Origin of the sequence: Pantoea agglomerans (assembly GCF_020149765.1) — a bacterium.
Classification (GTDB): Bacteria; Pseudomonadota; Gammaproteobacteria; order Enterobacterales; family Enterobacteriaceae; genus Pantoea; species Pantoea alvi.
The window spans coordinates 1,641,261-1,665,191 of sequence record NZ_CP083809.1 but is presented as its reverse complement, the minus strand read 5'-3'; the positions used below and the strand labels follow the sequence as shown (position 1 = coordinate 1,665,191).

Sequence of the window (23,931 nt, the reverse complement as noted above, 5' to 3'; positions counted from 1 at the left end):
TTATTTAAGGTTTTTAACAAATGCAAAGCCCCGTCAGCACTGCTTTGAACGGGGCAAAATGATAAGAATCATCCGATTTGGCCGTAATTTTGCAGCAAAACCACGTAATTTGCCCTTTTAATTCGGATTTATCCCCTCTTCAGGTCCAGTAGTTGCTGGATGAAAGTTAGTTAACTTACTGATATTTATGATATTCATTAATACAATAAGATAACTCTTATTTGCCCGCCAAACAATTGCAGCCAAACCGCCTTTCTTATAAATTTGACCTAACACAACTACAAGGAATGGCTCTATGTTCATGCTCATTGTTGTCGCAGTCCTGATCGCACTGATGGGATTTGCAATTTCCCGCCACTGGAAGGTGCGTGAAGACAAAAGCGTCAAAAATCCTCGTCGCCATCTTCGCCGTCGCTGATCGCTTTATTTCGGGAAACCGGCCTCACGCCGTTTCCCCGCACTCTCTCTTGCGCGGCGGCTGCTGACGCAACGCGACAATTCACGTATACTTCCCCTCTTCTTTTTTCCATTCTGCGCGGCCTGCGGGCGCGTCGGCAGGGTGAGGACAACGGCTCTCTGCGCGGCAGATGAGCCTTTTAGCACATGAAGGTAATGCGGTGAATATTCAGGCTCTTCTTTCCGAAAAAGTCAGTCAGGCGATGATTTTAGCCGGTGCGCCGGCCGACTGTGAACCCCAGGTTCGCCAGTCCGCCAGGATTCAGTTTGGGGACTATCAGGCGAACGGCATTATGGCCGTCGCGAAAAAGCTGGGCCAGGCGCCGCGACAGCTGGCTGAAAGCGTGATTACGCATCTTGACCTGAACGGCATCGCCAGCAAGGTAGAGATCGCCGGGCCGGGCTTCATCAATATTTTCCTCGATCGCGACTGGCTGGCCGCGCAGGCGAAGCTGGCGCTGACGCAGCCGCGTCTGGGCGTTGCCACCGTTGAGCCGCAAACCATTGTCGTCGACTACTCCGCGCCGAACGTGGCGAAAGAGATGCATGTTGGCCACGTACGCTCCACCATTATCGGCGACGCCGCGGTGCGCACCCTGTCGTTTCTCGGCCATAACGTTATCCGCGCCAACCACGTAGGCGACTGGGGCACGCAGTTCGGCATGCTGATCGCCTACCTCGAAAAGCAGCAGAACGAGCATCATGAGGCGATTGCGCTGGCCGATCTGGAAGCCTTCTACCGCGAAGCGAAACGCACCTATGACGAAGATGAAGCCTTCGCCGAGCGCGCGCGCGCCTATGTGGTCAAGCTGCAGGGCGGCGATGAATATTGCCGCACCATGTGGAAGAAGCTGGTCGATATCACCATGGGCCAGAATCAGCTGATCTACGATCGTCTGAACGTGACGCTGACGCGCAAAGATGTCATGGGCGAGAGCCTCTATAACGATATGCTGCCGGGCATCGTTGAAGATCTGCGCGCTAAAGGGCTGGCGGTGACCAGCGAAGGCGCGACCGTGGTGTTCCTCGACGAGTTCAAAAATAAAGAAGGCGAACCGATGGGGGTCATCATTCAGAAGAAGGATGGCGGCTACCTCTACACCACCACCGATATCGCCTGCGCCAAATATCGCTATGAGACGCTGAAGGCCGATCGCGTGCTCTACTACATCGATTCGCGCCAGCATCAGCACCTGCAGCAGGCGTGGACTATCGTCCGCAAAGCGGGCTACGTGCCGGAATCGGTTCCGCTGGAACATCACGCCTTCGGCATGATGCTGGGCAAAGATGGCCGTCCGTTTAAAACCCGCAGCGGCGGCACCATCAAGCTCGCCGATCTGCTGGAAGAGGCGCACGATCGCGCGCTGACGCTGGTGCGCGAGAAAAACCCGGAAATGAGCGAAGCGGAGCTGCAGCAGCTGGCGGAAGTGGTCGGTATCGGCGCGGTGAAGTATGCCGATCTCTCCAAGAGCCGCACCACCGATTACATCTTCGACTGGGACAATATGCTGGCGTTTGAGGGCAATACGGCGCCCTATATGCAGTACGCCTATACCCGCGTGCTCTCTGTGTTCCGTAAAGCGGGCGTCGACGTCGACAGCATCGACGGGCCGCTGGCAATTACCGAGGATCGCGAAGCGCAGCTGGCGACGCGCCTGCTGCAGTTCGAAGAGACCATTACCCAGGTGGCGCGCGACGGCACGCCGCACGTAATGTGCGCCTATCTTTACGATCTGGCGGGTCTTTTCTCCGGCTTCTACGAGCACTGTCCGATTCTCAGCGCAGAGGACGAGTCAACGCGCCAGAGCCGCCTGCAGCTGGCCGCGCTGACGGCGAAGACGCTGAAGCAGGGTCTGGATACCCTCGGCATCAAAACCGTCGAGCGTATGTAACAAACAAAAAACCCCGCCAAAGCGGGGTTTTTTGTTACGGCTTGTGCAGGGACAGATAGTCTGGCCCGATCGCAACGTCGCTCAAGGCATCCATACACGCTCGGCCCGCGGCGGGACGCCTGGCTCTTCGGGCCAGACTATCCGTACAGTTAACTTGTGCGCGCGCTTCAGGTTTCCCCTTCCCCGCTTTTAATTCTGATAATTCACCATCACTTCGCTGCTCAGCACCCGCAGACCCGGCGGCAGCGCCCCCTTGCCCGCTACGCCGAACACCATATGCAGCGTCTCGCCCGCGTCCAGCGAGGCCAGCTCGCGCGTGGTGCCGCTGCCGCCCTCCAGCGAGGCGCAGCGCTGCGCGCCGCACAGCTTCACCTGTAATCCTGACGGCGCAGCACCGGTCAGCTGATAGCGCCAGCTAATCAGGCTCACCGCGCCGGTAACGCCCGGCGGCGCGCGCAGCGGCTTTGAGGTCACCCAGCCGCCGCGATTGCTCAGCGGCGGGCCGCTGACGCTGGCGTGCCAGGCGCCCGAGGCGGCGTAAAGTGGCTGTGCCGTCAGCGAGAGCAGCGCCAGCCCCCAGCACCAGCGACGCATTACTTGCCTCCGATGGTAGAAGTCATACGGATATGACGGTTATCGGTCAGCTCCATATTGGAGAGCACCACCAGCTGCGGCAGATTGCGGCGCAGGAAGCGCGCCAGCAGCGCGCGCAGCGGATGGTTAACCAGCAGCACCGGCGGCGCGCCCAGCATCTCCTGACGCTGCAGCGCGGCCTGCGCCTGCTCCAGCAGTCGGTCGGCCAGGCCCGGCTCCAGCCCGCCGCCGCCCTGCAGCGCCTGCAGCAGCAGACGCTCCAGCGTGGCATCCAGACCGATCACCTGCACTTCGTCATTGCCAGGGAACCACTGCTGCGTAATGGCGCGGCCCAGCGCCACGCGCACCACGCTGGTCAGCTCCTGTGGATCGCTCTGCACCGGCGCGTGCTCCGCCAGGGTTTCAATAATGGTGCGCATATCGCGGATAGAGACGCGCTCGGTAAGCAGGTTCTGCAGCACCTTGTGCAGCGTGGTCAGGGTGATAACGCCCGGCACCAGATCTTCCGTCAGCTTCGGCATCTCCTGAGTGACGCGATCGAGCAGCTGCTGCGCCTCCTGACGACCAAACAGCTCGCTGGCGTGCTGGCCAATCAGGTGGTTCAGGTGGGTCGCCACCACGGTACTCGCTTCCACCACGGTATAGCCCTGGATCTGCGCCTGCTCTTTCAGCGCGCTGTCGATCCAGATGGCCGCCAGGCCAAAAGCGGGATCCACCGTCGCCTCGCCCGGCAGCGTGCCCGCCGCCGTGCCGGGGTTGATCGCCATCCAGCGGCCAGGATAGGCGTCGCCGCTGCCGATCTCGACCCCTTTCATCAGAATGCGGTAGCGCGCAGGCGGCAGCTCCATATTGTCGCGGATATGCACCACCGGCGGCAGAAAGCCGACATCCTGCGCCACCTTTTTACGGATGCTGCGGATACGGCCCAGCAGCTCGCCGTTCTGGGTGCTGTCCACCATCGGGATCAGGCGGTAGCCGACCTCCATGCCCAGCGTGTCCTCCAGCTGCACGTCGGTCCAGGAGGCTTCGGTATTGGCCGGGGTATCGGCCGCTTTCATTATCGTGCTGCTGGCCGCTTCCGGGTTCTTCTGCCCCTCCATCTCGCGGCCGCGCATCCACCAGGCCAGGCCGAGCAGCGCGCCGGTAAACAGCAGAAACACAAAGTTCGGCATCCCCGGAACCAGACCCAGCAGGCCGAGCACGCCGGCGCTCAGCAGCATAACGCGCGGGTTCTTAAACAGCTGCCCCACCATCTGCTCGCCGACATCCTGATCGGTGCCGACGCGCGTTACGATTACGCCCGCCGCGGTGGAGATCACCAGCGCCGGGATCTGCGCCACCAGGCCGTCACCGATGGTCAGCAGCGTATAGGTCTCAGCGGCATGACCGATATCCATGCTGTGCTGCACCACGCCCACCAGCAGGCCGCCGATAATGTTGATCACCATAATAAGAATGCCGGCGATGGCGTCGCCGCGCACAAACTTACTGGCACCATCCATCGAGCCGTAGAAGTCCGCCTCCTGGGTCACCTCGGTACGGCGCTTTTTCGCCTCCTGTTCGCCGATCAGACCGGCGTTAAGGTCGGCGTCGATCGCCATCTGTTTACCGGGCATGCCGTCGAGCACGAAGCGCGCGCCAACTTCCGCGATACGCCCCGCACCCTTGGTGATAACCATAAAGTTGATGACCACCAGGATAACGAACACCACGATACCGATGGCGAAGTTGCCGCCAACGAGGAAGTGGCCGAACGCCTCGACCACCCGCCCCGCCGCGCCTGCGCCGGTATGGCCTTCCATCAGGATGATACGCGTCGAGGCGACGTTCAGCGCCAGACGCAGCAGCGTCGAGAAGAGCAGAATGGTGGGAAAGGCGGCGAACTCCAGCGTGCGCTGGGTGAACATCGCCACCAGCAGCACCATAATCGAGAGCGCGATATTAAAGGTGAACAGCAGATCGAGGATGAAGGCGGGCAACGGCAGCACCATCATCGACAGGATCATCATGATCAACACGGGGCCGGCAAGCACCTGCCACTGTGTATCTTTCAGATTGTTCGGTAAACGCAGTTTTGCGGCCAGGTTAGCCATCGTTTCGCTTCTCTCCTGCAAAGTCCATCTCTGCCGGGACCGGCAGGTTCTTCGGTTTGTTCGGTATCAGGCCGCCTTCGCGCTTCCAGCGGCGCAGCTGCCAGACCCAGGCCAGCACTTCCGCCACCGCCGCATAGAGCGCGCCGGGGATCTGCTGGCCAATTTCGGTATGCCGGTAGAGGGCGCGCGCCAGCGGCGGCGCCTCCAGCAGCGGAATGCGGTGCTCTGCGGCGATTTCGCGGATCTTTAACGCCACCTCGCCTGCGCCCTTCGCCACCACTTTCGGCGCGCTCATCTTGTTTTCGTTGTACTGCAGCGCCACCGAGTAGTGCGTCGGGTTGGTCACGATAACGTCCGCTTTGGGCACGTCAGACATCATGCGGCGGCGTGCGGCGGCGCGCATCGCCTGGCGAATGCGCCCTTTAACGTGCGGGTCGCCTTCCTGCTGTTTAAATTCGTCGCGGATCTCCTGGCGCGACATGCGCAGCTTTTTGTAGTAGCTGTAGAGCTGCCAGAACACGTCGTAGCCCACCATCGGGATCAGGCCGAGGATCACCAGCGCGCAGCAGGCGGCGACCATTCCCAGGCCGTGCATCAGCGCACTGCTCGGCGACTGGGCGATCAGCCGCAGCATCTCCGGCCAGTGCGACCAGATGTACCAGCCGCCGACGCAGCCCACCAGAATCGCCTTCAGGATCCCCTTGAACAGTTCGGTCCAGGCCTGCGCGGCGAACATGCGGGCGAAGCCGGGCAGCGGATTGAGCTTTTTAAAGTCCATCTTGATCGATTTGCCGCTGATGACGATACCGCCCAGCAGCATCGGCGCGGCGATCGCCACCAGCACCAGCCCGCCCATCAGCGGCAGCAGCGCCATCACCGCCTGGCCGATCAGGCTGCTGATATGGCCGATAATCAGCTTGCTGTCGTTTACCATGCTGTGATCGAAGCGCAGCCCGGAAGCGACCATCGCGGCCAGCTGGCGCGCCATCAGCGTGCCGCCCAGCCAGAGGATCATCAGGCCAGCCAGCAGCATCAGCACCGACGTCAGCTCGCGGGAACGCGGGATCTGCCCCTCTTCACGCGCTTTTTCAAGTCGGTGGGGTGTGGGCGATTCTGTTTTGTCCTCGTCGCTCTCTTCAGCCACGACAAACCTCTGTGGGTAGGAATTCTGAGCATAGAATGCCAAATTTGGCTTTGGTTAAAGCGAAGATAAGAAGAAGAAAAGAGGCGTTTTTTGGCGGATGAGCAGGCAAAGGGAAACGGGACCGCCGGCTGGCAGTCCCGCTGAAAACAGGATGCCGCCAGCCTGGCGGCCGGCGGCGCAGGGTCAGAACCCTAAGCTATCCAGCAGGTCATCAACCTGATCCTGGTTCGCTACCACGCCCGGCGCATCGGCGTGGATCTGCGGACCGTTCAGCAGGCTGGTGCCCTCCTGACGCTTCTCGGCGCTGACTTCCGGCATGTTCTCCAGCAGCACCATCAACAGCTGGCGCTCAATCTCCTGGATCACATCCATCATGCGCTTGATCACCTGACCGGTCAGGTCCTGGAAATCCTGCGCCATCATAATTTCAAGCAGCTGCTTGTTGGTAAAGGCGGTATGCTCTGGCACTGCACTGAGGAATTCGCGCGTATCCGTCACCAACTCTCGCGCATCGGCCAGCTCAATCGGGTTCTCAAACCATTGGTCCCAACGCCCTTTCAGCTGGGTCGCCCCGGCTTCCATTTTATCCTGATGCGGCTGCGCCGCTTCGACGCAGTTCAGCGCACGATCGGCAGCCTGCGCCGTCATCTGTACCACATAATCCAGACGATCGCGGGCATCGGGAATGGCTTCAGCCGCATCGGCAATGGCTTTATCCAGCCCCAGCTCGCGCAGACTGTCGCGCAGCATGCGCGTCAGAGAGCCAATGCGAGCAATGATATCGTGCGCCGAGGCATCCTCAGTTGATTTCGGAAGGTCGCTCATCACATCTCCTTACATGCCCAGTTTTTCGAAGATCTTGCCTAATTTCTCTTCCAGCGTGGCGGCGGTGAATGGCTTCACCACGTAGCCGCTGGCGCCCGCCTGCGCGGCGGCGATAATGTTCTCTTTCTTCGCTTCAGCGGTGACCATCAGTACCGGCAGCTTGCCCAGCGCGGCGTCCGCACGAATGGTCTGCAGCAGCTGCAGGCCATCCATGTTCGGCATGTTCCAGTCAGAAATGACGAAGTCGAAACCGCCCGCTTTCAGCTTGCCGAGGGCGTCTACGCCATCTTCCGCTTCTTCGACGTTATTGAAGCCCAGCTCTTTCAGCAGGTTACGCACAATACGACGCATCGTGTTGAAGTCGTCCACCACCAAAAAGCGCATGTTTTTATCAGCCATAATTACTCCTGTGTTATCTCGCCCGGCAGGACGGGCCTGTTAAATACGCAGTGCCTGTCCGGCGCTAATTTTTGCCAGCATATGCTGGCTGATGTTGCCTAAATCCACGACTTCGCTCACACCGCCGATGGCGATGGCTTCTCGCGGCATTCCAAAGACCACGCAGGAGGCTTCGCTCTGCGCGATAGTCCAGGCGCCGGCGCGATGCATTTCCAGCATGCCCGCCGCGCCATCGTTACCCATGCCGGTGAGGATGACGCCCACCGCATTTCGTCCGGCATTGACGGCCACCGATCTGAACAGCACATCCACCGAGGGCTTGTGGCGGTTTACCGGTGGCCCTTCATTCAGTTTCACCACATAGTTGGCACCGCTGCGCGCCAGCTCCATATGCATCGCACCAGGGGCGATATAGGCATGCCCGGGCAGGATGCGCTCGCCGTCCTCCGCCTCTTTCACGGTGATCTGACAGAGCTTGTTAAGGCGATCGGCGAAAGATTTGGTAAAGCCCGGCGGCATATGCTGAGTGATCATCAGCGCCGGGCTGGTCGGCGGCAGCGGCTGCAGCACGTGGCGAATCGCTTCGGTGCCGCCGGTCGAAGAGCCGATGGCAATCAGCTTTTCGCTGCTGAGCAGCGGACCCGCCTTCAGGGTCACCGGCGCCGCCATCACTGGACGGGCGTGCAGCTGCGCACGCGCCGCCGCGCGGATCTTGTCGGCGATTGTCTGGCTGTAGCCCAGCATCCCTTCGCGAATACCGAGCTGCGGCTTGGTGACGAAATCCACCGCCCCCAGCTCCAGCGCGCGCAGCGTAATCTCCGAGCCTTTACCGGTCAGCGACGACACCATCACCACCGGCATCGGGCGCAGACGCATCAGCTTCTCCAGGAAGTCGAGGCCATCCATACGTGGCATCTCCACGTCCAGCGTCAGCACCTGCGGGTTGTACTGTTTAATTAAATCGCGGGCGACCAGCGGATCGGGTGCCGTAGCCACCATCTCCATATCAGGATGACTGTTAATGATTTCGGTCATCAACTGGCGCATCAGCGCGGAATCATCCACGCACATTACGGTGATTTTGCTCATCATCTTTCCTTCGTCAGTCCATAGACGGTTTGTCCACGCAGCCAGAACTCTTTGCTGATCTGACTAAAGTTCTCTGAATGACCGGCAAACAGCAGTCCGCCCGGCTTCAGCAGGGGAACAAAACGGCGCAGAATTTTCTCCTGCGTCTCTTTATCGAAATAGATCATTACGTTGCGGCAGAAGATCGCATCGAACGGCCCCGGCAGCGCCCACTCGTTCGCCAGCAGGTTGAGCTGGGCGAAGTTAACGCTGTTCGCCAGTTCCGGACGCACGCGCACCATGCCGCTGTGCGGGCCGGTGCCGCGCAGGAAAAAGCGCTGCATCTGCTGCTGCGACAGGGTGCGCAGCTCTTCCTGGCGATAGACGCCGGAAATCGCCTTCTCCAGCACCTGGGTGTCGATATCGCTGGCGTGAACCTGAAACTTGCCCGGCCCGGTGCCGAGCGTTTCCGCCAGCGTCATAGCGATGGAGTAAGGCTCTTCGCCGGTTGAGGCCGCCGCACACCAGACGTTAAAGCTGCCCGCGCGCTTGCGCGCATGTTCCGCCAGAATGGGGAAGTGGTGCGCCTCGCGGAAAAACGCCGTCAGGTTGGTGGTCAGCGCGTTGATAAAGGCCTGCCACTCTGCGCTGTTGACGTCGTTCTCCAGCAGCGCCAGATAGCGGCCAAAGTCATCAATGTTCAGCGTACGCAGACGGCGCACCAGTCGGTTGTAGACCATTTCGCGCTTGTGGTCGGCCAGCACAATGCCAGCGCGCTGATAGATCAGCTGGCTGATACGACGAAAGTGTGTATCCGAGAGCGGCAGGCGCTGCACCATCTGCGAGAGCAGCGTTGTCGCTTCGTTTTGATCCAGTAACGTCGATTTCTTCATTTCAGGTCACCTGGCACTGTACTTCACTGATTAAATTCTGCTGCTGTGTCGGGCGGCGCTGCCGCCAGCCCGACCATCCAGGCGATTAAAAGGTTTCCCAGTTGTCGTCGCTGCGAGCCGCCGGTGCGCGTGAGGCCGCAGCCGGCGCGTCCAGCCGTAAACTTTTCGACGCCGTAGTTCTGTTAACGGCCTGGGCGACAAATTCTTTACCAATATTGAACACAGAAACTGCCTGTTTCAGTCGGCTGGCCTGATCTTCCAGCGAGGCAGCCGCTGAAGCGGACTCTTCCACCAGCGCGGCGTTCTGCTGCGTGACGCGATCCATCTCTGTCACCGCCAGGCCGACCTGATCGATGCCGCGGCTCTGCTCGTCCGACGCCGAGGCGATTTCGCCCATAATGTCGGTCACGCGCGTGACTGCGCTGACGATGTCATTCATGGTTTCGCCGGCGCTCTCTACCAGCACCGAGCCGGTATCGACGCGCGCCACCGAGTCCTCGATCAGGGCTTTAATCTCTTTCGCCGCCTGCGCGCTGCGCTGCGCCAGGCTGCGCACCTCGCCCGCTACCACGGCGAAGCCGCGGCCCTGTTCGCCAGCGCGCGCCGCTTCCACCGCCGCGTTAAGCGCCAGAATGTTGGTCTGGAAGGCGATGCCGTCGATGACGCTGGTGATATCGGCAATCTTCTTCGAGCTGCCGGCGATGTCGCTCATGGTTTTCACCACGCCATCCACCACTTTGCCGCCCTTCTGCGCGGTTTCTGAGGCGCTCAGCGCCAGCTGCGACGCCTGACGGGCGTTTTCAGCATTCTGCTTCACGGTGGCGGTGAGCTGCTCCATGCTGGCGGCGGTCTGCTCCAGCGACGCCGCCTGCTCTTCGGTGCGGGATGAGAGGTCGTTATTGCCGATGGCGATTTCGCTGGCGCCGGTGTAGATGGCGTCCGCGCCGTCGCGCACGGTGCTGACGGTGCGCGCCAGCTCCTGCTGCATATCCTGCAGGGCCGCAAGCAGGTCGCCCAGCTCGTTGCGTACGCTACAGGTAATCGGCTGCGTCAGGTCGCCGCGTGCGATATGGCGGATATGCTCGATGCTCTGCTTCAGCGGACCGATCAGCGCGCTGCGCAATACCGTCCAGACCAGCAGGCTGATGAGCAGTGAGCCGATGACCAGGCCGACAGCCATCATAATGGCGTGTCGATAGGCGGTGTTATTGGCGTCGATGCCCTGCTGCGCCAGCAGCTGGTTTTGACTCTGCCAGGCGTTGTAATCGTTTTCAAACTTATCCTGAAAACTCTGCGTCGGCTGGTCAACGAACCCCTTGAAGTTGCCTGTGCCAAGGAAGCCGGTCAGCTCGGTCAGCGCGTCGCGGTAGGCTTTATAGTTCGCCTGCAGCGTCAGTACGTTCTCGGCGGTCTTGCCCTTTTCCGACAGGTTGGCGTTGAAGTCGGCGAAGCCCTGATCGGCGACCTTCAGCTCCCGGTTGGCCAGCGCCACCAGGTCCTGTACGGTTGCGCCTGAACCCGCCTGCTGGCTGTCGAGCAGATAGCGGATCCCGGCCCGGTTCAGGGTGTTGCGCGCCTGAACCAGGGAGACCCATGAGGTGCCCATCGCCCGCTGTAGCGTCGCGAGACGCTGGTTATAAGCAAAATTCTCTTTGTCGGCTTTCACCGTACTGAAAAAAGCGCTTCCGGAAATCAGCTGTAGCAGAACAAAGAGCGCCAGCACACCCAGCAGCCCGGAAATAACGCGTACTCGATTAAACATAAACACCTCATTGGTTGGCGGAACTCACTCTTTATCGGCCTGAGCGATGAGATCTTTATGCAGGGAACGCGGAGTCAGAGCAGCAAAGATGCAGCGGCGTGTTGGCGTGTTGGCGTGTTGATGTGTTGGCGTGCGGTCGTGCGGGCGTGGCGAACAGAACAGGCCCGCTTCCCTGCGGGCAATGCATTACGGGTTAAAAGGTTTCCCAGTTATCACCGCTTACGGGCGCGGCCAGCGCCTTGCGTACCGGCGCAACCGGCACCGCGCGCCCCGTCGCGCGAACCGCCTGCGCGGCGCGAGGGATGTTAAATACCGCGACTGACTGGCTCAGACGGCTCGCCTGATCTTCCAGCGAGGCGGCCGCCGAGGCGGACTCCTCCACCAGCGAGGCGTTCTGCTGGGTAACGCGATCCATCTCCGTCACCGCCTGACCCACCTGGTCGATGCCGCGGCTCTGCTCGTCCGACGCCGAGGCGATTTCGCCCATAATGTCGGTCACGCGCGTTACCGCGCCGACGATCTCGCTCATGGTCTCGCCCGCGGTGCCCACCAGCTGCGAGCCGGCATTAACGCGATTTACCGAATCCTCAATCAGCGATTTAATCTCTTTCGCCGCCTGCGCGCTGCGTTGTGCCAGGCTGCGCACCTCGCCCGCCACCACGGCAAAGCCGCGGCCCTGTTCCCCAGCGCGCGCCGCTTCCACCGCCGCGTTAAGCGCCAGGATATTGGTCTGGAAAGCGATGCCGTCGATAACGCCGGTAATGTCAGCGATCTTCTTCGAGCTGCCGGCGATGTCGCTCATGGTCTTCACCACGCCATCCACCACGTCGCCGCCTTTGCGGGCGGTTTCCGAGGCGCTCAGCGCCAGCTGCGACGCCTGACGGGCGTTTTCGGCGTTCTGCTTCACGGTGGCAGTCAGCTGCTCCATGCTGGCCGCGGTCTGCTCCAGCGACGCCGCCTGCTCTTCAGTGCGGGCGGAGAGATCGTTGTTGCCCGCGGCAATTTCACTGGCCCCGCTCAGAATGGCGTCGGAGCCGTCGCGCACGTTGCTGACGGTGCTGACCAGCGCCTGCTGCATCTCATGCAGGCCGTTTGCCAGCTGGCTCATCTCATTGCGTCCTTCCACCACAATCGGCTGGGTAAGATCGCCCGCCGCAATGGCGCGAATGTGGGTCAGCAGCAGGCGCAGCGGCTGGATCAGCACATGACGCAGGCCGAACCAGCAGGCGGTCACCACGGCGATCACCAGCAGCGCTATCGCCGCCAGCAGCCACATCATCTGCGTAAAGGCGCGCTGATTCTGCTCTGCGCCCTGCGCGGCGAGCATGGTCTGCTTCGCACGCCATTCGCCGTAGGCGTCCTGCATGCTGTTCTGGGCCTGCTCAATATTCAGGCGGAACATTCCCTGCAGATCGCGCGCCTTCAGACGTTCCAGCATACCAGCCAGACCGTCGTGATAGCGGGCGTACTCGGCTTCAAGACGGTCACGCAGCGCGGTATCAAGGCCCGGCGTTGAAGGAAGATCGTAATAGATCTTGAAGTGACGGTCGGCCTGCGCCAACTGCTGCTCGGTCTGCTTCACCAGGTCATCTAACGGGCCGCCGTTCATCTGCGTCGCCGTCGTGCTCTGCAGCCGCAGCATGGCGCGGTTCAGGGTAATGCGCGTCTGGTTCAGCGCGATCCAGGCGTCAGTCATCGCCGTTACGTTGCCGGTGGAGACCTGCGCCAGTGCGAAGGCGTCTTTATCTTTCTGAAGGGCGGACCAGAACAGTCCGCCCGACGTCAGCTGCAGCAGGCTAAAGATAGCCAGCACGGCGATCAGGCTGGTCACCACTTTGATTCGTTTCAACATATATTTTCCCGAGAGTCATAAATAAACGTTCAGGCTCTCTATCGGCGTGCGACCGCCAGATTTGAGCCTGTTTAACGGTTTTTACAGTTATGTAGTTATTAAAAGTGCGGTTTGTTGCTGAATAGTGCAGAGAAAATAACAGGCCGGGCGGATGCCCGGCCTGTTAAAGGGTGTGCTGGCGGCAAGCCAAATCAGAATGTTTCCCAGTTGGCGTCGCTGCCGGGGGCGGCCAGCGCTTTACGCGGCGCGACAGAGGCCGTGCTGACGGCAGGTGCCGCAATCTGGACGTGTCGGGTGCCGCCCGCTGCCGCGCGCGGGATCCTGAAGACCGCTACCGACTGGCTCAGGCGACTCGCCTGTGACTCCAGCGAGGCGGCCGCCGCCGCAGACTCCTCCACCAGCGAGGCGTTCTGCTGGGTAACGCGATCCATCTCCGTTACCGCCTGACCCACCTGGTCGATGCCGCGGCTCTGCTCGTCCGACGCCGAGGCGATTTCGCCCATAATGTCGGTGACGCGCGTGACTGCATTGACGATATCGCTCATGGTCTCGCCCGCGGTGCCCACCAGCTGCGAGCCGGTATTAACGCGGTTCACCGAATCTTCGATCAGCGATTTAATCTCTTTTGCCGCGTTGGCGCTGCGCTGCGCCAGGCTGCGCACCTCGCCCGCTACCACGGCGAAGCCGCGCCCCTGCTCGCCGGCGCGCGCCGCTTCCACCGCCGCGTTAAGCGCCAGAATGTTGGTCTGGAAGGCGATGCCGTCGATGACGCTGGTGATATCGGCGATCTTCTTCGAGCTGCCGGCAATCTCGCTCATGGTTTTCACCACGCCATCCACCACGCTGCCGCCCTTCTGCGCGGTTTCCGAGGCGCTCAGCGCCAGCTGCGACGCCTGACGGGCGTTTTCGGCGTTCTGCTTCACGGTGGCAGTCAGCTGCTCCATGCTGGCGGCGGTCTGCTCCAGCGACGCCGCCTGCTCTTCGGTGCGGGCGGAGAGATCGTTGTTGCCCGCAGAGATTTCGCTGGCGCCGGTAAAGATGGCGTCGGAGCCGTCGCGCACGTTGCTGACGGTGCTGACCAGCGCCTGCTGCATCTCATGCAGGCTGGCGGCCAGCTGGCTCATTTCGTTACGCCCTTCCACCTGGATGCGCTGCGTCAGGTCACCCTGCGCAATCTGCTGGATGTGCGTGATGCTGGCGTTGAGCGGGTTGATCAGCACGCGACGCAGGCCGACCCAGCAGAGCGCGATAGCCAGCACCACCAGCACCATAATGGTTCCGAGGATCCAGATCATGCGCGTATAGGCGTTAGCGTTTTTCTCCACGCCCAGCTCGGTCAGATGCGCCTGATTAGCGCGCCACTCGGTATAGACTTTCAGGAAGGCACTCTGGCTCGGCGCCACCGGCGCTTTGCCCGCTTCGTCGAGATTGTTGCCCAGTAGCGCAGTGTGCAGCTGTGCCAGCGCCGCAGCATAGGTGCCGTAGGCATTCATCAGACGCTCATTCAGCGCTGCGTCTTGCCCAGGGGTGTCCGGGGTGGCTTTAAACAGCTCGAAGTTGGTGGCCGCTGTTTTCTGGAACTGCTCGCTGTCGGTGAACAGCGTTGCAATATCCGGCGTCTTACCATCCAGCTTGCTGGTGGCGATACGCAGCTGGATACGCGTCAGCACCACGCGGCTCTGGTTCAGACTCATATAGGCATCGTTAAGCGCCTGCAGATTCTTACCGGCGAGCTGGGAGACGTTAAAGCTGGTTTTATCGTCGCTCAGGGCAGAGAAAAACACCGCCCCGGAGAAGGCCTGGAACAGGCCGAACATCAGTAACACCAGCAGCAAGCTGGTGACGACACGAATTTTGGTTAACATAGGAGGCCCTGGAAAAGTAGAAGATCAAGCAGTACAGGTATCGACCGCGCGCTGGATATATTTAGAGCAAGGCAGGAGAATTAAAAGGGGTTTCTTTTTGATTTTAAAAGGAAATAGTCACGAGCCGGGATTTATGCCGGCTCGTGAAAAAAGCGGCTTACGCGCTGCGCAGCGTATCCATCAGCGCCATCTCTTCGCTGCTCAGCAGCTTCTCGATATCCACCAGAATCAGCATACGCTCGCCGAGCGCGCCGAGACCGGTCAGATATTCGGTCGACATGGTGACGGCGAATTCCGGCGCCGGACGGATCTGATCCTGCGTCAGCGACAGCACGTCAGAAACGCCGTCCACCACGATACCAACCACGCGATGCTCCAGGTTCAGCACGATCACCACGGTGTTGTCGTTATACTCGACGTCCGGCTGTGAGAACTTCACGCGCAGATCGATAATCGGCACGATAACGCCGCGCAGATTGGTAACGCCCTTAATAAACTCAGGCGTGTTGGCGATGCGCGTCACCTGATCGTAGCCGCGGATCTCCTGCACCTTAAGAATATCGATACCGTACTCTTCGTCTCCCAGCGTAAATACCAGGAACTCCTGGCCGACGGTTTCGCCGGCGATTTTGGTCACGGTTGCCATTCCAGTCATGTTTCTACCCTTTTGTTATCAGTCAGGCGGCCGCGCCGGCCACACGTTTTTCACGGTTGAGCGATTGCAGCGCCGACACGTCAACGATCAGCGCGACGCTGCCGTCGCCGAGGATGGTGGCGGCGGAGATGCCAGGCACCTTGCGATAGTTGCTCTCGAGGTTTTTCACTACCACCTGATGCTGGCCAATAAGCTGATCGACCAGCAGCGCGTAGCGTTTGCCCGCGCTCTGCAGGATCACCACGATGCCCTGCGTCGCCTCGGTTTTCGCGCCCTGCACGTCAAACACATTCCACAGCTCGACCAGCGGCAGGTATTCGCCGCGCACTTCCAGCACGCATTCGCCACCCGCCAGCGGCTTCAGCTCTTCGCTGCGCGGCTGCAGGGACTCCATTACCGCGTTGAGCGGCAGGATAAAGACTTCGTCCGCTACGCGTACTGACATGCCGTCGAGGATAGCCAGCGTCAGCGGCAGCAGGATACGGATGGTGGTGCCTTTGCCCTGCTTCGAGGCGATCTCTACGTGGCCGCCCATCTCCTGAATGTTTCGCTTGACCACATCCATGCCGACGCCGCGTCCCGATACGTCGGTTACCTGCTCGGCGGTAGAGAAGCCCGGTGCGAAGATCAGCATGCCGACCTCTTCGTCGCTCATGTTTTCGCTGACCGGCAGGCCAGAGGAGAGCGCTTTGGCGAGGATGCGCTCGCGGTTCAGGCCAGCGCCGTCGTCAGAGACTTCAATACAGATATTGCCGCCCTGGTGTTCCGCCGACAGCGTCAGGTTGCCGGTGGCAACCTTGCCTGCTGCCAGGCGTTTTTCCGGCGATTCGATGCCGTGATCCAGGCTGTTACGTACCAGATGCGTTAACGGATCGATAATGCGTTCGATCAGGCTCTTGTCGAGTTCGGTAGAGCTGCCGAGCAGCGTCAGCTCCACCTCTTTGCCCAGCTTGCTCGCCAGGTCGCGCACCAGGCGCGGGAAGCGGCTAAAGACATACTCCATCGGCATCATACGAATCGACATCACCGACTCCTGCAGGTCGCGCGCGTTGCGCTCCAGCTGACCCATGCTGTTCAGCAGGTCACCGTGCGCCACCGGGTCGAGTTCGCCCGAACGCTGCGCCAGCATCGACTGGGTGATCACCAGCTCGCCGACCAGGTTGATCAGCTGATCGACCTTCTCTACCGCAACGCGGATGCTGCTTGATTCGCTGCTTTTAGCGGGCGCAGCGGCGCGTTTGGCTTCGCGCTTCGCCACCGGCAGTTCGCTGACGCTGGCGCTCTGCACCGCCGCGGCCTCGACGACCGGCGCCGCTTCGGCGACCGGGGCGGCTGCAACAGCAGGCGCGCTTTCTGCGTCAGCCTCCGGGAAGCGGATCTGCGCCTCTTCAATCACAAAGCAGAGCACCGCCACGATATCGTCTTTGCTGACGCCGTCGATGCTCGCCTCAAGGAAATTAGGGCCTTTAACCACGTTGCTCAGGCCGCCGAGATTGCCCAGCTCCTCCAGCATCAGATCGACCTCTTTCTCTTTCAGGTCAACCAGCTTCACGCGCAGGCCACTGCTGGCGGCCGGTGCGCTCTGCACGGCAGGCTCCGCCGGCACGGCGGCGGCGACCGGCGCGGCGACCGGCAGGCCTTTCGCCTCTAACGCCAGCTGGCGCAGCGCTTCGCAGATGTAGTTAAAGCTTTCCGCGTTCGGCTCCTGCGCGGTTTTATAGGCATCGAGCTGTTCCTGCATAATATCTTTGGTTTCCAAAAACAGGTTGATGATGTCGGTGCTGAGCTGCATCTCGCCGCGACGAGCACCATCCAGAATATTTTCCAGAATGTGGGTTGTTTCCTGCAAAACCGTAAAACCAAAGGTTCCGGCTCCGCCTTTTATCGAGTGGGCGGCGCGGAAGATGGCATTTAGCTGCTCGGAGTCCGGCTCCTGGGGATCGAGTCCCAGCAGATGCTGCTCCATATCGGCTAACAGCTCATCGGCCTCATCGAAAAACGTCTGGTAAAAATCGCTGATGTCCATGCTCACGGGGTCACCTCGGCTGTGAGGGGGCTGTTGTGGTTACCGGGCTGCTGCTTTGCGGCACAGGCGGCGCGGTAATCTTTTCTATTGCCGCCGGATCGCTCACCTGGACGGCGTCGCTCTCGGCGTTCTCTTTTTCAATCGCCGCTTCGGTGTCATGGTTCAACACCAGCAGGCTAATGCGGCGGTTAACCGCGTCGTTGCCGACGCGATTTTTCAGTTTCATGGTGTCGGCCATGCCGACCACGCGCAGTACTTTGCCGCCGTCGAGCCCGCCCATCACCAGCTCGCGACGCGAGGCGTTGGCGCGATCGGCGGAAAGCTCCCAGTTGCTGTAGCCGCGATCGCCATTCGCGTACTGAAAGTCGTCGGTATGGCCCGCCAGGCTGATGCGGTTCGGAATATTGTTAAGCAGCGGCGCAATGCCGCGCAGGATGTCGCGCATATAGGGTTCGACCTCGGCGCTGCCGGTCTTAAACATCGGCCGGTTCTGGCTGTCGATAATCTGAATGCGCAGCCCCTCTTCCACCATATTAATAATCAGGTGCGGACGCAGCGCCTTCAGACGCGGATCCGCCTCAATCAGCTGGTCCAGCTTTTCGCGCAGGCGATTGAGGCGAATATCGTCCAGCTTGCGCTTCTGCGCATCCATATCGACGACTTTCTTCACCTCTCCCTTGATGCGCGTCGCATCGTCGCCACCGCCGGGGATCGGGCTTTCGCTGTCGCTGCTGCGCTTGCCGCCGGTCATCGCTACCTTCAGCGGCGTTTTAAAATATTCGGCGATCTGCACCAGCTCCTGCGGGCTGGAGATAGAGATCAGCCACATCACCATAAAGAAGGCCATCATCGCCGTCATAAAGTCGGCATAGGCGATCTTCCAGGAGCCATGGCCGCCCTCGTGTCCTTTATGCTTGCGCTTTTTGACGACGATGATGGGCCGGTTACTGTTCTTCATGCATTTTCGTCCGAGGTCTGTTTCGCCGGATTCTTCGCGTTACGTACGTGCTCCTCCAGTTCGCTGAACGACGGGCGCTCGGTGGAGTAAAGCGTCTTACGGCCAAACTCCACCGCAATCTGCGGCGCATAGCCGTTCAGGCTGGAGAGCAGCGTTACCTTGATGCACTGCATCATCTTGGTGGTTTCAGCGCACTTCTGACGCAGCACCGACGCCAGCGGCGAAATAAAGCCGTAGGCCAGCAGAATGCCAAGGAAGGTCCCCACCATCGCGTGCGCCACCAGCGCGCCCAGCTCGGCGGCAGGACGATCGGCCGATGCCAGCGCGTGTACCACGCCCATTACCGCCGCCACGATGCCGAAAGCAGGCAGGCCGTCGCCGACGGCAGATAAGCTCTGCGCTGGCACTTCGCATTCATGTTCGTAGGTCTCGATCTCTTCATCCATCAGCGCCTCAATCTCAAAGGCGTTCATGTTGCCGCTGACCATCAGACGCAAATAATCGGTAATAAAATCCACAAGCTGTTTATCGGCGAGAATACGCGGATAATTAGCAAAAATTTCGCTCTGCGTGGGATCTTCAATATCGCGTTCCAGCGACAGCATGCCCTGCTGGCGTGATTTGGCCATCAGGCGATAGAGCAGCGCCATCAAATCCATATAGAGGGCTTTATTATATTTTGAGCCGCGCATCAGCTTCGGCAGCGCTTTTAACGTCTTTTTAATCGACTTACCGTTGTTGCCGACGAAAAAAGCGCCAAGAGCGGCACCGCCGATAATTAACAGCTCGGAAGGCTGATAAAGAGCACCGAGATGACCGCCCACCAGCGCATATCCGCCCAACACGGATGCGACAACAATGATATAACCCAATAAGATCAGCACAAGAACATCCTTACGTCCGTAACGTGTTGGTGGAAGTTAAGCCAGAGAGCCGCAGGCGCTATTCAAATCGTGGGCAAAAAAAAAGCAGCGGGGGTTACCCGCTGCTGGATGACTTTCCACGATGCGAACAAACTTAAACGGCGTGTTTAACCTGTTCATCCAGCAGTTGTGGAAAGGTATCGGCAGAATCTGCAGAAAGTTTACGTCTTTTTACCGCGCGTGACGGCGGCTGGCACAGGCTGCAGACAAAGCTGCCAACCGGCTGATGCGCATGGTTAATAAAACTGCCGTTGCAGCTTTTGCAGTCGGCCAGTTCCAGCATATTACTTTCAACGAATCGCACCAGGGTCCATGCGCGCGTCAGCGCCAACAGCGGGCCCTCGTCCGATTGCGGACACTGTTCGAGATAGAGGCGGTAAGCTTTGATTACCGCGTCAACGCCGGTCGCCATGCCGGTTTTCAGCATAAACTGCCAGGCGTTGCAGAACATAGAGGCGTGGATATTCTGCTCCCACGTCATAAACCAGTCGGTTGAAAAAGGCAGCATGCCCTTCGGCGGCGGGCTGCCGCGCAGCTCTTTATAAAGTTTAATCAGACGGCCGCGACTTAACTGGGTTTCGCTTTCCAGCATTTGCAAACGCGCGCCCAGCGTAATTAACTCCATCGCGAGTTGAATATCACGCGCTTCCTGAACAATGCTCTTTTCCGACATTTACATCGCCCTCTTCTTCGCCGGCGTCTCTTCTTTAGAAACATTACGCAGTAAACGGCTGGATAATAAAATTCCCGTGTGGATTTGTTGTAAATCATCCACGCGAGATTCCTGCGTCAGGCGATTAATAATGGCGTGATCGTTAAAGCGAAACTGGCAAACCAACTGATTGGTTTCCGCTAACTTTACCATTTCCGGCAGAGTTAATTGCGACAATGCGTTAGCCATCTCTTCATCAATTCCAAGACGAAACATTGCAGAAGCTTTTTCCTGGTTAATTAATCGCTGTGCAAGCAGTAAATACGACAGATTGATATCATAAATATGTTTTAGTAAATCAGATGTACCCATTTTTTCCATCCTGACAGACGCGACTTAAGAGCATCGCAGAAAAACCCTCTGCGTTACGGGTTGCTGGTTGTTGAATCTAAAGATGGCAAAAATTTACAGCCAAAAACCAAACGTACTCTGAAGTCTGCCTCATGTCCTGAACGACATAATTACAGTGTTAGTCAAAACCCCAGGGCCATTCTTTTTTAAATTATTGCGCTCTTCCGTGACGTCTTTTTACATTCTTTTAAGACTATTCCTAAAACAACGCAAATCTATCCCGTCTGATTTGCACATACAACGACAGGGAGGCGAAATTTTAGATAAAGTGTGATCTGCGTCACACTTTTAAGGCAAATTTTTTCGCTAACCCTTCAGATACGCTTTTGGATTGTCTGTTTTTTGCACAAATTATCTCTGATTCATTAATATTTTGTCCTAACAAAGTGCTTATTCCCCTTATGGACCAGATGTATCTTTCCCTAAGTGTTACGATCGATCTATTATTTTTAACATTCCCTTTAGCACCCTATAAGGCGCTACTGGGGCACGATAAGCCAGCACAAAATGCTGAAACGGCGATCTGTTAACCACTGAAAAATTAGTTACTTAGGGCAAATATTTTTTAGAGTGAGTAAGCGAAGCGTAAAGGACGATCGCGCATATTCGTCGCGTTTTAACAACGAAGCGTTAACGATTTAGAATGGGTGTAAGTGAGAAGAAAGCGAATGTAACAGGCTGTTACATTAGGAATATGAATGAATAGTACATTTGACACTTTGATGAGTCACAACTATCGGCAGTTCAGCGTCAGACTTTAGAGCTGCGTGCAGAAAAAAAGCGTTTTTTTTAGCGACTGATGCATAAAACGGCAAATGGTGTTGTCAAGCGACAACCCAACGCTTTAGCGGTACTGGAGAGAGGCGAGCAAAGGCGGAAAGGCGTAAAAACGGCGGCCCGCACAGGCAGGCCGCCGTGATAATCAGGCGAGTTTCGGGAAGGTCGCCACTTTATTTACTGTGCTGTGATCTTCGCTGCGGGGCGGAATCGCCCACAAATCCTTCAGGAAGCTCTCGCGCCAGTGGGTGATGTCATGCTTGCGCAGCACGGCCATCATATCGTTGTAGCGCGAAATACGCTCGGTGCGCGGCATGGTCAGCGCCTTATTCAACGCCGCCGCCACTTCGTCACGATCGTACGGGTTGACGATCAGCGCCGAGGTCAGCTCGTTGGCGGCACCGGCAAAGCGTGACAGCACCAGCACGCCCGGATCGTCCGGGTCCTGCGCAGCAATATACTCTTTCGCCACCAGGTTCATACCGTCGCGCAGCGGCGTCACCAGCCCGACATCGGTCAGACGGAAGATTTTCATCAGCAGACGGCGGTCGAAATGCTGGTTGAGATAGTAGAGCGGCGTCCAGCCCAGCGTGCCGTACTTGCCGTTGATGCGTCCAGCCTCGGTTTCCAGCTGATGACGAATATCCTGATAGGCTTGCACATCCCCGCGCGAGGTGGGCGCAATCTGCGAATAGCGGATTTTACCGCGATGCTCAGGGAAGTTCTCCAGCAGCGCTTCATAGGCCAGGAATCGCTCCGGCAGCCCTTTCGAGTAGTCGAGGCGCTCACAGGCGATAATGTTTTTCGCATCGCCCAGTTCGCGTTTCATCGCCGCCATTTTCGGCGGCAGTGGGCCTTCGGCCATCTCTTTGATGCTGTCCGGCTCGATGCCGATCGGATAGACCTCGGTCATAAAGGTGTTGCCAAAGGCGCGATGCTTTTTCTCGCCTTTGTTCTGCAGCTGCGTCAGCTGGCTGAGGCAGTCGAGGAAGGCGACGCGATCCGATTCGGTCTGGAAGCCCAGCAGATCGTACTCGCACAGCATCTCCAGCAGCTCTTTATGCGGCGGCAGCGCGTTGAAAATTTCCGGCGTCGGGAACGGGATATGCAGGAAGAAGCCGATGCGGTTATTGATGCCCGCCTTACGCAGCGCGGCCGCAAACGGCAGCAGATGATAATCGTGGATCCACAGGGTGTCGTCCGGCTTGATCAGCGGCTTCAGGCGCTGCGCCAGCATCTCATTGACGCTGCAGTAGCCCTCCCAGGCTTCGCGCTGGAACTGGACCAGATCAAGGCGGTAGTGGAACGCGGGCCAGATAACGGTATTGGAAAACTGGCAGTAATACAGATCGTAATCGTTCTGGCTCAGCGGCAGCGCGGCGTAGGAGATGCCGTCATGCTCTACCTGCACCAGTTCGTCTTCCTCTTCTCCGGAAAATTCGCTGATTTCCCCGTTCCAGCCAAACCACAGGCCGCCGGTGCTTTTCAGCGCGTCAAGAATACCAACGGCGAGGCCGCCTGCGCTGGCTTTTTTCCCATCAGGAATGGCGATTCGGTTAGATACGACCACTAAACGACTCATAACCTTTACTCCTTACCGACATTGTCTTGTTTTATTTGTAATAGTAATCGCTCCAGCCACGCGTAAACCGCCTCGACGTCTGGCAGCCGATAGCGCGCCTGACTGGAACCTTGTCCAATCTTCACGGAAATGCCCTGCATGGCGTTTACAGCGATAAATCCTTTCTCATCCGTCAGATCGTCTCCGACAAATACCGGGATACGACCGGCAAAGGGTGCTTCGCGCATAAAGGCGCGTACTGCTTCGCCTTTATCGACTCCCTGCGGTTTAATCTCCACAACGCATTTCCCCGGCTGAAGCGCCAGCGCCGGAAAGCGTTTCACGGCCTGTTCGGCCAGATTGAGCACATCCTGCTCATGCTGCATCGCCTGGCGGTAATGCAGCGCAAAGGCCATGCCTTTGGCCTCCAGTAGCGTACCTGGCCAGCGCGACATCGCCTCTTGCAGCTGCTGCCGCAACGCCTCGGCGACGTCGGGGTCCAGGCTGATAAGGTGCTGCTCGCCCTGCGCATCGCGCCGCTCTGCGCCGTGTACGCCCGCGGCAGGCGCGATTAACGGCGCGGCCAGCGCGTCGAGCTGGGCAATTGGCCGTCCCGATACCAGCGCCAGCGCGCCGTGGCAGAGGGAGGTGAGCTGCTGCAGCTGCTGACGGATCTTTTCCGGGATAAAGACCGCGTCAGGCTGCGGTTGAATAGCGGCAAGCGTGCCGTCTACGTCAAAAAAGAAGGCATAAAGACCGCCGCTTAGCGCAGGAAGCGAGGCATGTTCATTCGCCGCTTGGGTCACGTGTCTTCTCCTGTAGTTGATTGGGGCGCGTACGGTTCGCGGCTTGTCAGGTCAGAGGCCTGGCTCGTCAACGCGCCATTGCAGGATGTTTTCGCGAGGATGAACGTCTGCGGGATCGGCAGCCGGAACGGCTGAACGCGGGGTAAAGTGCAGGGCAAAAACTGCGGATACCAGCAAGTTAACTCAGATAAAACGCCACTACGTTTTAAAACCATCACAGACATATCAACCTGACTGAAAACATCGTCGCGATTAAGTGTAGACGGCCCGGCCGAATTTGCCAGTCGGCACACCATTATTTGACTGTTCTTAGCAGATT

20 protein-coding genes are annotated in these 23,931 nt (G+C 59.0%); 2 read left to right on the top strand and 18 right to left on the bottom strand.

All coding sequences use genetic code 11. The annotated features are described in order from the left end of the window. Positions 1–295: 295 nt before the first annotated feature. Together LB453_RS23310 and argS are read left to right on the top strand one after the other, a co-directional pair. A complete protein-coding gene (locus tag LB453_RS23310) occupies positions 296–418 on the top strand; it encodes a hypothetical protein (protein WP_255729570.1) in 123 nt (40 codons plus the stop codon). Positions 419–617: 199 nt separating this feature from the next. Next, positions 618–2,348: an arginine--tRNA ligase gene (argS, locus tag LB453_RS10505; RefSeq protein ID WP_103796132.1), complete on the top strand. Its 1,731-nt coding sequence runs from the start codon at positions 618–620 to the stop codon at positions 2,346–2,348. Positions 2,349–2,537: 189 nt separating this feature from the next. Here the strand turns inward: argS and LB453_RS10500 are convergent, their stop codons facing one another. The 18 genes from LB453_RS10500 to otsB form a co-directional block, all read right to left on the bottom strand. Beyond that, a complete protein-coding gene (locus tag LB453_RS10500; RefSeq protein ID WP_103796133.1) occupies positions 2,538–2,942 on the bottom strand; it encodes a flagellar protein FlhE in 405 nt (134 codons plus the stop codon). Beyond that, the gene (gene flhA / locus LB453_RS10495) at positions 2,942–5,035 is read right to left on the bottom strand and encodes a flagellar biosynthesis protein FlhA (RefSeq protein ID WP_103796134.1); all 2,094 of its coding nucleotides are present in this window, start codon (positions 5,033–5,035) and stop codon (positions 2,942–2,944) included. Before flhA ends, LB453_RS10500 begins: the two co-directional genes overlap by 1 nt. Next, positions 5,028–6,179 carry a flagellar biosynthesis protein FlhB gene (flhB, locus tag LB453_RS10490; protein WP_103796135.1) on the bottom strand — a complete coding sequence of 384 codons (1,152 nt, stop codon included), beginning with the start codon at positions 6,177–6,179 and terminating at the stop codon, positions 5,028–5,030. Before flhB ends, flhA begins: the two co-directional genes overlap by 8 nt. Positions 6,180–6,362: 183 nt before the next feature. Beyond that, positions 6,363–7,004: a protein phosphatase CheZ gene (cheZ, locus tag LB453_RS10485; protein ID WP_103796136.1), complete on the bottom strand. Its 642-nt coding sequence runs from the start codon at positions 7,002–7,004 to the stop codon at positions 6,363–6,365. 9 nt (positions 7,005–7,013) lie between these two features. Further along, positions 7,014–7,403 (bottom strand): chemotaxis response regulator CheY, encoded by a 390-nt coding sequence (gene cheY / locus LB453_RS10480; protein WP_033749727.1) that lies wholly within the window; start codon positions 7,401–7,403, stop codon positions 7,014–7,016. A gap of 39 nt (positions 7,404–7,442) precedes the next feature. Further along, positions 7,443–8,492 carry a chemotaxis response regulator protein-glutamate methylesterase gene (locus tag LB453_RS10475; protein ID WP_103796137.1) on the bottom strand — a complete coding sequence of 350 codons (1,050 nt, stop codon included), beginning with the start codon at positions 8,490–8,492 and terminating at the stop codon, positions 7,443–7,445. Further along, positions 8,492–9,364, bottom strand: a complete 873-nt coding sequence (gene cheR / locus LB453_RS10470; RefSeq protein WP_103796138.1) for a protein-glutamate O-methyltransferase CheR — start codon at positions 9,362–9,364, stop codon at positions 8,492–8,494. Before cheR ends, LB453_RS10475 begins: the two co-directional genes overlap by 1 nt. 85 nt (positions 9,365–9,449) lie before the next feature. Next, positions 9,450–11,126, bottom strand: coding sequence for a methyl-accepting chemotaxis protein (locus tag LB453_RS10465; RefSeq protein WP_103796139.1), 1,677 nt, complete (start codon positions 11,124–11,126; stop codon positions 9,450–9,452). 193 nt (positions 11,127–11,319) lie between these two features. Next, entirely contained in the window at positions 11,320–12,978 is a 1,659-nt protein-coding gene (locus LB453_RS10460; RefSeq protein WP_103796140.1) for a methyl-accepting chemotaxis protein, read from the bottom strand. Between the two features lie 191 nt (positions 12,979–13,169). Continuing rightward, a complete protein-coding gene (locus tag LB453_RS10455; protein WP_103796141.1) occupies positions 13,170–14,843 on the bottom strand; it encodes a methyl-accepting chemotaxis protein in 1,674 nt (557 codons plus the stop codon). A gap of 157 nt (positions 14,844–15,000) precedes the next feature. Further along, positions 15,001–15,498, bottom strand: coding sequence for a chemotaxis protein CheW (cheW, locus tag LB453_RS10450; protein ID WP_081142815.1), 498 nt, complete (start codon positions 15,496–15,498; stop codon positions 15,001–15,003). A gap of 22 nt (positions 15,499–15,520) precedes the next feature. Then, complete coding sequence (gene cheA / locus LB453_RS10445) at positions 15,521–17,524, bottom strand: chemotaxis protein CheA (protein ID WP_199187323.1); 2,004 nt, start codon at positions 17,522–17,524, stop codon at positions 15,521–15,523. 10 nt (positions 17,525–17,534) lie between these two features. Then, positions 17,535–18,482 carry a flagellar motor protein MotB gene (gene motB, locus LB453_RS10440; protein WP_103796143.1) on the bottom strand — a complete coding sequence of 316 codons (948 nt, stop codon included), beginning with the start codon at positions 18,480–18,482 and terminating at the stop codon, positions 17,535–17,537. Further along, positions 18,479–19,366, bottom strand: a complete 888-nt coding sequence (motA, locus tag LB453_RS10435; protein WP_103796144.1) for a flagellar motor stator protein MotA — start codon at positions 19,364–19,366, stop codon at positions 18,479–18,481. The genes motB and motA overlap by 4 nt, the downstream gene beginning before the upstream one ends. A gap of 133 nt (positions 19,367–19,499) precedes the next feature. Beyond that, entirely contained in the window at positions 19,500–20,078 is a 579-nt protein-coding gene (gene flhC / locus LB453_RS10430) for a flagellar transcriptional regulator FlhC (RefSeq protein ID WP_033749746.1), read from the bottom strand. Continuing rightward, positions 20,079–20,429, bottom strand: a complete 351-nt coding sequence (flhD, locus tag LB453_RS10425) for a flagellar transcriptional regulator FlhD (RefSeq protein WP_103796145.1) — start codon at positions 20,427–20,429, stop codon at positions 20,079–20,081. It abuts the gene before it with no gap. Between the two features lie 961 nt (positions 20,430–21,390). After that, entirely contained in the window at positions 21,391–22,827 is a 1,437-nt protein-coding gene (gene otsA / locus LB453_RS10420) for an alpha,alpha-trehalose-phosphate synthase (protein WP_103796146.1), read from the bottom strand. 5 nt (positions 22,828–22,832) lie between these two features. After that, entirely contained in the window at positions 22,833–23,612 is a 780-nt protein-coding gene (otsB, locus tag LB453_RS10415) for a trehalose-phosphatase (RefSeq protein WP_103796147.1), read from the bottom strand. Between the last annotated feature and the right edge of the window lie 319 nt (positions 23,613–23,931).

Coding starts and splice junctions, on each gene's coding strand:
- LB453_RS23310 (WP_255729570.1), top strand. CDS start 296: ATGTTCATGCTCATTGTTGTCGCAGTCCTGATCGCACTGATGGGATTT.
- LB453_RS10500 (WP_103796133.1), bottom strand. CDS start 2,942: ATGCGTCGCTGGTGCTGGGGGCTGGCGCTGCTCTCGCTGACGGCACAG.
- flhA (WP_103796134.1), bottom strand. CDS start 5,035: ATGGCTAACCTGGCCGCAAAACTGCGTTTACCGAACAATCTGAAAGAT.
- cheZ (WP_103796136.1), bottom strand. CDS start 7,004: ATGAGCGACCTTCCGAAATCAACTGAGGATGCCTCGGCGCACGATATC.
- cheY (WP_033749727.1), bottom strand. CDS start 7,403: ATGGCTGATAAAAACATGCGCTTTTTGGTGGTGGACGACTTCAACACG.
- LB453_RS10475 (WP_103796137.1), bottom strand. CDS start 8,492: ATGAGCAAAATCACCGTAATGTGCGTGGATGATTCCGCGCTGATGCGC.
- cheR (WP_103796138.1), bottom strand. CDS start 9,364: ATGAAGAAATCGACGTTACTGGATCAAAACGAAGCGACAACGCTGCTC.
- LB453_RS10465 (WP_103796139.1), bottom strand. CDS start 11,126: ATGTTTAATCGAGTACGCGTTATTTCCGGGCTGCTGGGTGTGCTGGCG.
- LB453_RS10460 (WP_103796140.1), bottom strand. CDS start 12,978: ATGTTGAAACGAATCAAAGTGGTGACCAGCCTGATCGCCGTGCTGGCT.
- LB453_RS10455 (WP_103796141.1), bottom strand. CDS start 14,843: ATGTTAACCAAAATTCGTGTCGTCACCAGCTTGCTGCTGGTGTTACTG.
- cheW (WP_081142815.1), bottom strand. CDS start 15,498: ATGACTGGAATGGCAACCGTGACCAAAATCGCCGGCGAAACCGTCGGC.
- cheA (WP_199187323.1), bottom strand. CDS start 17,524: ATGGACATCAGCGATTTTTACCAGACGTTTTTCGATGAGGCCGATGAG.
- motB (WP_103796143.1), bottom strand. CDS start 18,482: ATGAAGAACAGTAACCGGCCCATCATCGTCGTCAAAAAGCGCAAGCAT.
- flhC (WP_033749746.1), bottom strand. CDS start 20,078: ATGTCGGAAAAGAGCATTGTTCAGGAAGCGCGTGATATTCAACTCGCG.
- flhD (WP_103796145.1), bottom strand. CDS start 20,429: ATGGGTACATCTGATTTACTAAAACATATTTATGATATCAATCTGTCG.
- otsA (WP_103796146.1), bottom strand. CDS start 22,827: ATGAGTCGTTTAGTGGTCGTATCTAACCGAATCGCCATTCCTGATGGG.